The sequence below is a fragment of the Rhodococcus sp. OS5 genome (assembly GCF_056837585.1).
This window is the reverse complement of the sequence record NZ_CM166368.1, coordinates 704,864-717,022: the sequence shown is the minus strand read 5'-3', so window position 1 is coordinate 717,022 and position 12,159 is coordinate 704,864. Positions and strand designations below refer to the sequence as shown.

12 protein-coding genes are annotated in these 12,159 nt (G+C 63.2%); 4 read left to right on the top strand and 8 right to left on the bottom strand.

Annotation, left to right across the window (positions count from 1 at the left end; all coding sequences use genetic code 11):
- Positions 1–8 precede the first annotated feature (8 nt).
- The 5 genes from ACVZUB_RS03335 to dacB form a co-directional block, all read right to left on the bottom strand.
- Entirely contained in the window at positions 9–569 is a 561-nt protein-coding gene (locus ACVZUB_RS03335) for a DUF4190 domain-containing protein (protein WP_482628143.1), read from the bottom strand.
- Between the two features lie 227 nt (positions 570–796).
- Complete coding sequence (gene hpt / locus ACVZUB_RS03330; RefSeq protein WP_003941159.1) at positions 797–1,351, bottom strand: hypoxanthine phosphoribosyltransferase; 555 nt, start codon at positions 1,349–1,351, stop codon at positions 797–799.
- Positions 1,352–1,354: 3 nt separating this feature from the next.
- Positions 1,355–2,332 carry a tRNA lysidine(34) synthetase TilS gene (gene tilS, locus ACVZUB_RS03325; RefSeq protein WP_007727016.1) on the bottom strand — a complete coding sequence of 326 codons (978 nt, stop codon included), beginning with the start codon at positions 2,330–2,332 and terminating at the stop codon, positions 1,355–1,357.
- Positions 2,333–3,406 carry a zinc-dependent metalloprotease gene (locus tag ACVZUB_RS03320; protein ID WP_019746776.1) on the bottom strand — a complete coding sequence of 358 codons (1,074 nt, stop codon included), beginning with the start codon at positions 3,404–3,406 and terminating at the stop codon, positions 2,333–2,335. It lies immediately after the preceding gene.
- Positions 3,406–4,815 (bottom strand): D-alanyl-D-alanine carboxypeptidase/D-alanyl-D-alanine endopeptidase, encoded by a 1,410-nt coding sequence (dacB, locus tag ACVZUB_RS03315; RefSeq protein WP_482628142.1) that lies wholly within the window; start codon positions 4,813–4,815, stop codon positions 3,406–3,408. The genes ACVZUB_RS03320 and dacB overlap by 1 nt, the downstream gene beginning before the upstream one ends.
- 103 nt (positions 4,816–4,918) lie before the next feature.
- Here dacB and ACVZUB_RS03310 point away from each other — a divergent pair, with 103 nt between their 5' ends.
- Positions 4,919–5,410 carry an inorganic diphosphatase gene (locus ACVZUB_RS03310; protein ID WP_003941181.1) on the top strand — a complete coding sequence of 164 codons (492 nt, stop codon included), beginning with the start codon at positions 4,919–4,921 and terminating at the stop codon, positions 5,408–5,410.
- Positions 5,411–5,516: 106 nt separating this feature from the next.
- On the opposite strand, the gene ACVZUB_RS03305 is transcribed toward ACVZUB_RS03310, so the two are convergent.
- The 3 genes from ACVZUB_RS03305 to ACVZUB_RS03295 form a co-directional block, all read right to left on the bottom strand.
- Positions 5,517–6,347, bottom strand: a complete 831-nt coding sequence (locus ACVZUB_RS03305; RefSeq protein WP_007727023.1) for a crotonase/enoyl-CoA hydratase family protein — start codon at positions 6,345–6,347, stop codon at positions 5,517–5,519.
- A gap of 46 nt (positions 6,348–6,393) precedes the next feature.
- Positions 6,394–6,600 (bottom strand): hypothetical protein, encoded by a 207-nt coding sequence (locus ACVZUB_RS03300; RefSeq protein WP_124568973.1) that lies wholly within the window; start codon positions 6,598–6,600, stop codon positions 6,394–6,396.
- Positions 6,601–6,733: 133 nt separating this feature from the next.
- Positions 6,734–8,263 carry an LCP family protein gene (locus ACVZUB_RS03295; protein WP_307850468.1) on the bottom strand — a complete coding sequence of 510 codons (1,530 nt, stop codon included), beginning with the start codon at positions 8,261–8,263 and terminating at the stop codon, positions 6,734–6,736.
- Positions 8,264–8,385: 122 nt separating this feature from the next.
- Here ACVZUB_RS03295 and ACVZUB_RS03290 point away from each other — a divergent pair, with 122 nt between their 5' ends.
- The 3 genes from ACVZUB_RS03290 (at position 8,386) to ACVZUB_RS03280 (ending at position 12,044) form a co-directional block, all read left to right on the top strand.
- On the top strand, positions 8,386–9,204 hold the full coding sequence (locus tag ACVZUB_RS03290; protein WP_058227231.1) for a polysaccharide deacetylase family protein: 819 nt from the start codon (positions 8,386–8,388) through the stop codon (positions 9,202–9,204).
- Positions 9,205–9,208: 4 nt separating this feature from the next.
- Positions 9,209–11,188: an amino acid permease gene (locus ACVZUB_RS03285; protein WP_482628141.1), complete on the top strand. Its 1,980-nt coding sequence runs from the start codon at positions 9,209–9,211 to the stop codon at positions 11,186–11,188.
- Between the two features lie 433 nt (positions 11,189–11,621).
- A complete protein-coding gene (locus ACVZUB_RS03280; protein WP_228232423.1) occupies positions 11,622–12,044 on the top strand; it encodes a hypothetical protein in 423 nt (140 codons plus the stop codon).
- Positions 12,045–12,159 lie beyond the last annotated feature (115 nt).

The window sequence follows — 12,159 nt, the reverse complement described above, 5'->3', positions numbered from 1 at the left end:
TCTGTCGATCATTCGTCCGCTAGGCAAAGCACTACGACAGGACTCTCTTTGCGAACCCAATCGGCGGTGCACGAAGATGTGGACGTGCCGCGGCTGACTACCCGGTGAGTGGCGCTGCTCGAGCTGCATGAGACCGGACTGACGTATGTCTCGCTGGTCCCGTCGCCCTTGTCTGCCCCGAGCCTTCGTACGACGCAGTCACCTACCGAGGCATTGGCGATGACCGACGCCGTGTCGCTTCCGCTGTACATCGGCGCCACCGTCCGGGATGTGGTGGTCGCATACGTCGGATAAGTCGTACTCGACGATTCAGATGTGTAGTAGAGAGAAGACGCGCTGTCGTAGTCGTCGAACGCGCGGGTGACTGCATTGGCAATGAGAAACATCCACACGATCGACAGCACCAGAAGCGCGGTGAAGATGTAGCCGATGACCAGACCGGCGATTGCAAGTCCTCGCCCCTGCTCACCGGTTCGTTTGATCTGCGCCAGCGAAATGTGGCCGAGCACAATGCCGACCGGCGCCAGCACGAGCGCCCCGACCAGGGCGGCAATTGCGAGGCCGTTCATGGTCGGAGGTTGGTACAGAACGCCCTGCGGTTGGGCACTCCAGTACTGCTGCTCCCCATCAGGCGGGGGCGGTGGTGGCGGTGGCGGTGGCGGCGGAAGGGTCACCGAATAAGCCGTCGGTAGCGCATTCCGTGAATCTAGCGACGCCTCGGAGACCTGTCTGTAGTCCGTTTGGCGGATTGATGCAGAGGTGCCGAAATGTGAAGAGTTCTAACCGGCGAGCAGGCTCAGCCGCCGTAGACCTCGGGGTCCAGGGTGCCGATGTACGGCAGATCGCGGTACCGCTCGGCGTAGTCGAGGCCGTAACCTACGACGAACTCGTTGGGGATGTCGAAGCCCACGTCGCGGACGTCGACGTCGATCTTGACCGCATCCGGCTTGCGGAGCAGGGTGACGACCTCGAGCGAAGCGGGATTACGTGTCTTGAGGTTGCGCATCAGCCACGACAGCGTGAGACCGGAGTCGATGATGTCTTCGACGATCAGCACGTGGCGACCGGCAATGTCCTTGTCGAGGTCCTTGAGGATGCGGACGACACCCGAAGACGAGGTCGAGGATCCGTAGGAGCTCACGGCCATGAATTCCATCTGCGACGGGATCGGCAGGGCGCGGGCGAAGTCGGTCATGAAGAAGACCGCTCCCTTGAGGACGCCGATCAGCAGGAGATCCCCTTCGGGGGCGCCTGCCGGGTAACGCTTGGCGATGTCCTCAGCCAGTTCCGCCGTTCGTGCACGGATCTGTTCTTCGGAGATCAGTACCGATGCGATGTCGCCCTCGTACACGCGTCAAACCCTTCGTCGGTCTTCGAATCCGAGGATCAGCCTGCCACGTCGCCGGGCCGCCACCAACCTCGCCTCCGGTGTTCCGCCGCCGATCGCGACGCCGCCTTGCCCCCGCCAGTCGGTCACCAGGGCGTCGACTGCGCGTAACTGTTTGTCCGTCAATGCTTTTGCGCCGCCCTGCAGCAGCCAGGCGCGCAGAGCGCGTCGACGGATTGCGGTGGGCGCTTCGGCAAGTGTGTCCACTTCCACTTCCCCGTCGACGACAACCCGTAGGAGTAGGGCCTCGGCGTACTCGTCGAGCGCCTCACCGTCCTCACGCAACTGCGTCGCGGTTCGGGCCAATGCTTCGGGAACTCCCCCGCCGAGAATTTCTTCGAGCAGCGGCAACGCCTCGTGCCGCAGACGTACGCGAGTGAACTCGGGATTGTTGTTGTGCGGGTCCTCCCACGGCGTGATTCCCAGGTCGACGCAGGCCGCCCTGGTCACCGATCGCCGGAGGCCGAGGAGCGGCCGTCCCCAGGGAGCGTCGAATGCAGCCATACCTTGAATCGATCGCCCACCGGACCCGCGCGAGAGTCCGAGAAGCACGGTCTCGGCCTGATCGTCGAGCGTGTGTCCGAGCAGAACCGGGAGGTCAGCCCTCGCGTCGCGTAGGGCGTTATACCGAGCCTCACGCGCAGCGGCTTCGAGACTCCCACCATCGGCTACGTCGACTGTCAGCACCGTCGCGGTCCGGCAACCCAGCGCCAGCGCCTGGTCTGCGGCCGAGCGCGCGACGGCATCCGAACCATCTTGTAGGCGATGGTCCACGATCAACGCGTCGACCGAATCGGTTTCCGCCACCGCTGCTGCTGTCAGGGCCAACGAATCGGCTCCCCCGGACAGGGCGACGACCACACGGCGTCGTGGCTCGAATGCGAGCGTCCACGCCCGCACGGCCTGTCGCAGCGCCAGTAGGGCAGGCGTCTCAGGCAGCAGCATCTAGCCGAGAACGCGCTTTACCCACGCGTCGGGATTGTCGATCTCGTCGAGCAACGGCAAGGTCTCGGGCCCGGTCCAGATGGTGTTGAACTGCTCCATGCCGACCTTGAGAACCACCGCGTCGACGAAGGCCTTGCCGCGCACGTACTGCGCCATCTTGGCGTCCATGCCGAGAAGCATCTTGATGATCCGCTGCACGGGGTTGGACTTGCGCTGCCGACGCTTGTCGAAGGCCGCGCGGATAGTTGCCACCGACGGCACCACGGCGGGACCGACGGCGTCCATCACATGGTCTGCATGCCCTTCCAGGAGAGTGCCGAGTACAAGCATCCGATCCAGCGCGTCACGCTGAGGTTCCGCCTGCGAGGCGCGCAGCAGTCCGATGATGCCGCCCGCCGTCGCACCGTCACTGGAGTCGGGTTCCTTCCGCGAGCGCAGCTCTGCAGCAAGGCGCCCGACAACGTCGGTCATCGACTCGTCCACCGTCGCACCAAGCGTTTCGACGGATTCCTTCATGTACTCCGCTAGCCACGGCGAGGACGAGAACTGAACCCGGTGAGTGACCTCGTGCAGGCAGACCCACAACCGGAAGTCACTCGGGTTCAGCCGAAGGGACCGTTCGACGGAGACGATGTTCGGTGTGACCAGAAGCAGGGTGCCGTGCTCGCCGGTGAACGGGTCGTACTGCCCGAGGATCGCAGAAGACAGGTACGCCAGCATGGCGCCGGCCTGCAAGCCCGCCGGCTTTCCGACGATGAGATTGCCACTGCCGTCAGGGTCGGCGCCGGTGAGATGCGCCATCGACCGCGAGGCCGCCGTGATCCACCCGGCCCGGTCAAGCACGTCAGCGGCCGGGACCGGTAGACCGTCGGCCAGCCCGGTCACTTCACGAACCGGCAGTTCTGCGCGCTTGGACGCTTCGGCGAGTTCTGCGGTTGCCGTCTCGGCCGTGTAGCGAGACATCGCGGGGCCGCCGCGCGCCAGTTTTATCCCGGCTTTGGCGGCAAGACTCCAGTCGACGGCACCACCGAGCGGAGCCGAGGCTTCATCATCTTGTGGAGTCTTTTCGGCCACTATTGGCACCCGCAATTCCTCAATGCTCCGGCAATCGCGTCCAGGGCAGGACGGCTCACTTCTGGCGGCCGGTCATTGGACATCAGTGCGAAGGTGAGCACTCGCCCGTTCTGATCGACCACGAACCCTGACAACGCGCTGGCCGTCGAGAGAGTTCCCGTCTTGGCCCGTACCCAACCCGCACCGGTTCGGTTTCCGGACGCGTAGCGGTCGGACAAACTTCCTGTTCCGCCGGCCACCGGAAGGTAGTCCAGCAGGGGACGCAGTTTCGGATCACCGTCACCGGCCGCAGCCGTCATGACGCGATCGAGTACCTGAGCGGGAATGAGATCGTCGACGGACAGTCCGCTGGAATCGTGCAGCGAAACTCCGGTGTAGTCGAACGCGGCCGCCTGCAGGGTCTTGCCGGTCGCGTCGACGGCTCCGGTGAACGAGGCTTCGATTCCGGAGGCAATCGCGACCTCACGCCCGATGGTCTCGGCGAGCACGTTGTCGGAATGTTCCATCATCTGCAGCAACCGGTCGCTCAGCGGTGCCGACTGCACGGTCGCGATCGGCTTGGCACCGGCAGGTGCGGCGCCGAGACTCACGTTGGCGGGATCGACACCGAGCGCCTGAGCGAGAACCTTGCCCGCGTCCAACGCGGGAGTTTCCGAACGCGGTGACTCGTCTTGAGTGCCGTCGTACCGACCGCCTTCGATCATCACCGATTCGATCGGGGTGATGTAGCCCGCCGCGATGTCAGCGGGGAACCAGCCGGTGGCCATGTTGTCGCCCTTGAACAAGCTCGAGTCCACCACGACGCTGTTCACCGGCGTACCGGCAGCCTTGATCTGGTCGACGAGATCCGCGATGTGCGCTGCGTTGGCGTAGTACCCGCTCTGCCCCTTCGGCGTCGCCGTCAGCGTCGGGTCACCGCCGCCGACCAGAACGACCTGCCCGGGGCTCGTTCCGGGCACCACAGTCGTGGACAGCCGGTGGTCGAGCGGCAACTTCAGCAGTGCCGCCGATGCGGTCAGCACCTTCGTCGTGGACGCGGGCGTCATCGGCGTCGACGGGTCCGTGCTCCAGAGAATGTTTCCGGTGAGCGCATCAGCGACTACTCCGGTGAACTTCCCCAGATCCGGGTTGGCCACGGCCGGGCCGATCGCCGCTGCGATTCCCGACGCGCTCGGGATCGGTGCGTCCGTCGGGACGGGCACCACCTGGGGTGACGGCGTCACGAGCGCAGGCTGAGGCGACGTAGTCACGGTCGCGCTGCCCGCGGTGTCGTTCGACGTACCGAGTTTCACGACGACAACTCCGGCGACGGCCAGTACAACCACTGCACCGACCGCCAGAAGGATGCGGAAGTTACGCCGTCGACTCTCTTCCAACGAGCCGATCTTCTTCTTTCCTTGGCCCGCCAACGCCCCTCCGTCTGTGCTCTGCCTACTGGGTGGTCAGGCAACCTTATCCTTGACCCGATATCCTTCCGACGAATCATTACCGACACGACAGCGAGGAATCGGCGTGGAGTTCGACGTCACCATCGAGATCCCCAAGGGTCAGCGCAACAAGTACGAGGTCGACCACGTAACCGGTCGCGTCAAACTCGATCGCTACCTCTACACAGCTTTCGGCTACCCGGCCGACTACGGCTTCATCGAAAACACCCTGGGTGAGGACGGCGATCCGCTCGACGCCATGGTCCTGCTCCCCGAGTCGGTCTTCCCCGGCGTCATCGTCGAGGCTCGCGCAGTCGCGATGTTCAAGATGGTCGACGAGGCCGGCGGAGACGACAAGGTCCTCTGCGTTCCGGCCGGTGACCCCCGCTGGGATCACATCCAGGATCTGGGTGACATCTCACAGTTCGAGCTCGATGCGATCAAGCACTTTTTCGTCCACTACAAGGACCTCGAGCCGAACAAGCACGTCGAGGCAGCCAACTGGGTCGGCCGCGCCGAGGCAGAGGCCGAGATCGAGGCTTCGATCAAGCGTCTCGCTGCCAACGGCGGTCACTGAGCTCGAGTTCTCAGGCCTAACGAAAATCCCCGCACATCGGAAGATGTGCGGGGATTTTTGTGCTGTTTTTACTCGCTCTTGCAGTTCCTACTCACCCTTGCAGTTCCTACTCACCCTGGAAGACTGGCGGGCGCTTCTGGAAGACGGCGGTGATGGCCTCGGTCAGATCCTGCGAAGGCAGGAACGCCGCGTTCCAGGCTGCGACGTAGCGAAGGCTGTCGTTCACGCTCGCGCTGCGGGTGTGATCGAGCACGTCCTTGATCCCGTGGACGACGAGCGGCGGGTTGAGCGCAATCTCCTTGGCGGTCGCGCGCGCCGCTGCCAGTACCGCGTCGGCATCTTCGAAAACGTCGTTGACGAGGCCGATCTTCTCGGCGCGCGCTGCGTCGATGTCCTTGCCGGTCAGAGCCAACTCACGCAGGTGTCCGTCGCCGATGATCGCGGGCAGACGCGCGAGGCTGCCCATGTCTGCGACGATCGCGACCTTGACCTCGCGGATGCTGAACTTGGCATCGGCACTTGCGTAGCGGATGTCCGCCGCCGTGATCAGGTCGACGCCGCCGCCGATGCACCAGCCCTGCACAGCTGCGACGACGGGCTTGCGGCAATCTGCGACGGCATTGATGCCCGACTGCATGCGCTTGATCATGTCGTGGAACTTGGTGCGCGGGCCTGCCTGAGCCTTGTCCGCGAGGACGGCACCGAATTCACCGCTCATCGCCGGCAGGTCCAGTCCGAACGAGAAGTGCTTGCCGGAACCGGCGATGACGATTGCACGCACCTCGGGGTCGGCGTCGAGGTCGGCGAAGATTTCGGGGAGTTCACTCCAGAAATCCGGCCCCATCGCGTTGCCCTTGCTCGGCCCGATCAGCGTCACCTGGGCGATGTTGTCTTCGCGCTCGACGGTGAACGCATTCCAGCTCTTCTGTTCAGTCATTACTCAAGAGTAACTAAAGGTCGGGCTCAGCCGAAGACCGCTGCCTTCATCCGAAGATTCCTGCCTCGTCAAGTACCAGTACGACGAGGGTGACGGCCATCAGGGCGAACATGATGAGCATCGCCATCCTGGCCGCCCGCTCACTGGTCGGTGGGAAAACGCGCTGCGCCGGATGCTCGGCCACGTACTCGGACAAGGACATGGTCCTGGCACGTGAGCGTGTCGGATTCTGTACCGCTGCTGTTGTAGCCATGTCGGTGATCCTTTCAACTACGCAATCTCAGTCAGGTACCCCAAAGGTGAAGTACCCGACTGAGTTCGACTTCTCCAATGTAGACCCGCAGATCGAAGAAGTCAGCGTGAGTTTGGTGCGAATTACCTGAGAGTCAGTCCACACAGGGAATGCCGCCATTCGCGTCGGCCCGGATGGGTGATCCCTGCGCTCCCGTATCGGGAACGGTGCCGGCGGATACCGACGAGTCCGACTGCGCCGGAGCGGCCGAGAACACGGTCTGCGCATTGTCCTCACCGATCAGTACAGACACTGATTCGGCCGCTGCCTGCTCGTTAGGCACTGCGGCCACGCCCAACTGCTCGGCCAGCGCCTCTGCGACGGCTTTGGCGCCGACTCCATAGCTGACCACCGACTTTGCCGTCGCAGCTGCGGTGCTCACCTCTCCGACTTCGACTCCCGACGCTTTCATCGCCGCTGCCAACGCGGCACCCAACCCGTCCGTCGCGGTTCCGTTGCGGATGTCCACAACTTCGTTCCCGGTCGAGACAGCAGTGTCCATCGCAGGTGCAGATGCCGAGTCACCTCCCGCGAAGATCCGCGACACTTCACTACGCAGACGCGCCGGATCGACCATGTTGACGTCCTGGCCGTCGACGGTCTCGTATCCCTCGATGGGCAGGGTGTAGAAGTCAATGTTCCCACCTGCGAGAGCGCTTGCCTGAGAAGCGAATCGGACGGGATCCATGGCAGAATCGATCACCACGTCCTTCTTCACCACGTCGGCCAGTGCCGTCATCTTCGGAATGTTTCCGATGACGCCGGAGCCCTTCAAGTTGGCGATCACCGCGCTGATGAAAGCCTGCTGCCGGTGGGTGCGATCCAAGTCCCCGTTGTCCAGGCCGTGGCGTTGACGGACAAACGAAAGTGCCTGTGACGCATCGAGAGTCTGAACTCCGGCCGGGAAGTTGGCGCCCGAGAAGTCATCCTGCACCGGATTGTTAAGGCACACCTGAACGGGGCCGATAGCCGAGACGACGTCGTAGAAGCCCATCAGGTTCACTTCGGCAAAGTGATCGATCGGAACCTTGAGCAGATTCTGCACGGTGGTCAGTGTCGACCGTCTTCCGACTTCACGCGCTTGTTGCTCTCGTGCAGCAGGATCCGTCACACCGTCCGCTATGAGTTTGGCGTCCGCATCAGCCTTCGCCATTCCGTACGCTTCCTTGATCTTGGCCATTCCGTAGCCGGGTACCGCGACGTAGTCGTCGCGTGGGATCGCCACTGCACTGGCCTTGCCGCCATCGCCCGGAACATGGAGCAGGATAAGCGTGTTCGTGTTGTATCCACCCACATCACTGTCCCCCGCATGCAGCTTGTCGGTGACGAACTCAGCCGGCAGGTCGCTGCCGTCCATCGCTTTACGACTGTCGAGCCCGATCAACAAGATGTTGGTATCCCCGTCGAGCGAACTGCCGGCGTCGTCACCGAGGGCGGAGAGCGCGTCCGATCGATACAGCCCCGACGTGAGATCCGACTGCACGTACCAGCCGATTCCGACGCCCACCAGAATCGTCGTCGACAGGGACGCCGCCGCCAGCTTGCGCCCTACCGAGAGCGTCGACCGCTGCGGTTGACGCCTACGCCTGTGCCTGGTTGCCGAGTGTCGAGGTCGCGGTTCCACGGCCGACACGCTATCCACCGTTCCTGAGTAGAACCTGTCGATACCGGACACGGCTGGTCATTGGCTGAAAAAACGCTGAGAATGAAGTCCGAATAGGGCAAATCTGCTCTAGGCTCCGCCCTGTGGACCGCCGACGCTTCCTCAGTGCCCTCGCAGCAGCAACTCTGACCGGAACCGCCGCGGTGACCATGGGAACCGCTTGTTCGTCACGTTCGGTCGGGACGGCAATCGCTGCAGCCGACGAACCAACCGACCCCGTCCCTGTCCCGGATCTCCCGCCTGCCTTGTTGCCGCCTCCACCGCCGTCTGCCCGGGTGCCGCTGCCCGCCGGCGGATCGTTGACCGCGTTACCCGGCGGTGGGGATCTGTTTGCCCTGACGGTTGACGACGGAGCCAGCTCCGAAGTCGTGCGCCTCTACACACAGTTCGCAAAAGACACCGGCATCCGTTTGACGTACTTCGTCAACGGGCAATACAACTCGTGGACCGAAAACGCCGGACTTCTCAGACCGCTGGTCGAGAGCGGACAAATTCAGCTCGGCAATCACACCTACTCGCACCCGGATCTGACGTCCGTGTCGAAGCAGCAGATCGCAGACGAGCTGACGAAAAACGGCACGTTCCTGCGCAACACCTACGGCGTGGACGCGGCGCCGTACTTTCGGCCGCCGTACGGAAGGCACAACGCGACAGTCGATTCCGTGGCCGCGAGCGTCGACTACACCGTGCCCACCCTCTGGTACGGATCACTGTCGGATTCTTCGTTGATCACCGAGGAGTACATCCTCCAAATGGCGAACCAGTACTTCAATCCGGGGGCCATCGTGATCGGGCACCTCAACTATCTGCCCGTGACCCACGTGTATCCGCAACTGGTGGACATCATCCGGAGCCGAAACCTGCGGACTGTCACGCTCAACGATGTTTATCTGAAGCCGTGACGCCGTGGTGACCGCAGCCGACAACGAGGTCCCGGCCGAAAACACGGCTCCGTCCGTGAAACAACGCACCGAGGCCTGGCTGCTCGCGGACATCACCGAGGAACCCGCCGGACATCTGGGGCCCCACCGGATGGCGCCGAAGAAGGAGAAGCGCCACCCGTGGTGGAAGGTGATGTGCCTGACGGGTGTCGATTACTTCTCCACTCTCGGTTACCAACCCGGTATCGCGGCACTGGCGGCCGGCACGTTGGCTCCCATCGCGACAGTCGTATTGATCCTGCTGACACTCTTCGGCGCTCTACCGGTCTACCGGCGAGTGGCTCGCGAGAGTCCGCACGGCGAGGGTTCGATCGCCATGCTCGAGAAGCTGCTGCCCAAGTGGCGCGGCAAGATCTTCGTTCTCGTGCTTCTCGGCTTCGCGGCCACCGATTTCCTCATCACCATGACGCTCTCGGCTGCCGATGCCACGTCGCACCTCGTCGAGAACCCTTTTGCTCCAACCTTTCTCTCCGGACACACCGTCGCCGTCACCCTGGTTCTGCTCGCGCTCCTCGCTGCGGTCTTCCTCCGCGGATTCACCGAAGCGATCGGTATCGCGGTCGGATTGGTCGCCGTCTATCTCGCCTTGAACGTGGTGGTCATCTCCGTAGGTCTGTGGCACATCGCGACCGCGCCGTCGTTGGTCACCGACTGGACGCGCGCCATGACCACCGAGCACGGAAACCCGGCGATGATGATCCTGATCGCGCTGATCGTCTTCCCGAAGTTGGCGCTCGGCTTGTCCGGCTTCGAAACCGGGGTCGCGGTCATGCCGCAGATCAAGGGCGAGCCGCACGACACCGAACAGAATCCGCGCGGCCGCATCAAAGGCGCACGGCGCCTGCTCACCACGGCGGCGCTGATCATGAGCGGATTCCTGCTGACGTCGAGCCTGGTCACCACCATCCTGATCCCAGAAAACGAGTTCCAGCCCGGAGGCGCTGCCAACGGTCGCGCGCTTGCCTTCCTCGCGCACGACTATCTGGGTGAGATCTTCGGAACCGTCTACGATCTCAGCACGATCCTGATCCTTTGGTTTGCCGGTGCGTCGGCAATGGCAGGGTTGCTCAATCTTGTTCCGAGGTATCTCCCCCGCTACGGCATGGCGCCGTCGTGGGCCCGCGCCGTGCGTCCGCTGGTCCTCGTGTTCAGCGTCATCGCCATCACTGTCACGATCTACTTCGACGCCGGTGTCGACGCTCAGAGTTCCGCGTACGCAACCGGTGTCCTCGTGCTCATCTCGTCGGCGACCGTCGCCGTTGCCCTGTCCGCTCGTAAGCACGGTCAGCGAAAACTGTTCGTAGGGTTCAGTTTTGTTGCAGTTTTGTTCGTCTACACGACGATCGCGAACATCTTCGAACGTCCAGACGGTGTGAAAGTGGCGTCGTTCTTCATCGCCGCGATCATGGTGGTGTCCTTCCTTTCCCGGATCTCGCGAGCCTTCGAACTTCGGGCAACCTCCGTCGAACTCGACGAGACTGCGCTGCAATTCATCGCCGAGGCAGCCGAGAAGGGTTACCTCGCGATGGTGGCGCACGACGTCGACCGTCTCGACGAGGACGAGTATCGGCAGAAGGAATCGCAGCAGCGCGCCGAAAGCAACATCCCCGAAGGCGAGTCGATCATCTTCATCGAGGTAAACGTCACGGACTCCTCCGAATTCAGCACCGACCTCCTCGTCCACGGCCGACAGCGCGGTGAGCACCGGATTCTGTGGGTCGACAGCCCGGCCGTCCCCAACACCATTGCGGCGGTTCTCCTGCGGACGAGGGACATCACCGGCGTGATTCCCGACGTCTACTTCGAGTGGACGGAGGGAAACCCGATCATGTACCTGCTCCGCTTCCTGTTCATCGGTGAAGGCGAAACAGCTCCCGTGACCCGTGAGGTCCTCCGCCGCGCCGAACCCGACCAGTCCCGCCGGCCACACGTCCACGTCGGTTGACGCCCACTCCCACAACCGCTCACAAGCCCGCTCGCGATTGCTGTCGAACATCGCTGCATCCAGGGCTGTGGTGGCCGAGGTGGCGGGCGACCAATGCGGGCGCGATGGTGAGGGGCGTCGTTCGTCATGGCGACCTTCCATTCGCGTCTGGGGGCCAATCTCGGTCCCCTTCATGGATTTCGCCTTCTGACAACGGAAATTGCACCGGCAAGAGGGACTGGCGTGCAACTGGTGAGCGAAAAGTCTGTCCGCACGCGCGAGTGCAGATTGAAAGGCCTTTCGACCCGCAGGTGGACGGGACGATGCGACGGAGATCGAGAATGACCGCGACATACAATCGCGATCAGAGCGAAGCTCCAGGCCGAGATTCCGGCGCCGCTGTGATGGAGGGGTCAGGATGTTCGGTTGGAAAAAGAAGCGCAACGATTCAAAGATGACGCTCGACGATGTGATGTCGAAGCTCAGGCCTGACCTGAGTCGGGAATCACTCGGCGTCGGACCCGACTTTCCGGGCGTCGCCCCGAACCCGCTCATGAGCAGTGATGCACGCAAGCGCAATGCGGAACTGCGGACGGGGGTGCTTGCGCTCGGCGTTCTCGTCGACTGGCGGGAGGTCAACAGCAATCCACGCGTGGTCCTGATGTTCGACGTGGAGACCTCCGACGGCATCTTGTTCCGCGGTATCGCAGACGAAGACCTCACGATCACCGAGCTGACACGACTCGCCCCAGGACAGACGTTGCCCGTGCGCTACCGGCCGGCCGTCATGGACCACTACGTCGCCCTTGCCCGGGACGCGGACGCCGCCCACGTTCAGCAGCTCTCCGACGAGATCGCGACCCGCAAGCGGACCTGACCCGAAGCCTTGGCCGGATCCTAGGTCGCCGGCACTCCGATGATGGCGTCGGCGGTCACACGCATGTCGATCACGACGAGACTGGTTGGTAGATGCATTCTCTCGGTTGAAAATA

What these genes read in the sequence shown, in the direction of transcription:
- ACVZUB_RS03300 (WP_124568973.1), bottom strand. Translation starts at nt 6,600, where the DNA reads ATGGCTACAACAGCAGCGGTACAGAATCCGACACGCTCACGTGCCAGG.
- tilS (WP_007727016.1), bottom strand. Translation starts at nt 2,332, where the DNA reads ATGCTGCTGCCTGAGACGCCTGCCCTACTGGCGCTGCGACAGGCCGTG.
- ACVZUB_RS03305 (WP_007727023.1), bottom strand. Translation starts at nt 6,347, where the DNA reads ATGACTGAACAGAAGAGCTGGAATGCGTTCACCGTCGAGCGCGAAGAC.
- ACVZUB_RS03280 (WP_228232423.1), top strand. Translation starts at nt 11,622, where the DNA reads ATGACGCTCGACGATGTGATGTCGAAGCTCAGGCCTGACCTGAGTCGG.
- ACVZUB_RS03335 (WP_482628143.1), bottom strand. Translation starts at nt 569, where the DNA reads ATGAACGGCCTCGCAATTGCCGCCCTGGTCGGGGCGCTCGTGCTGGCG.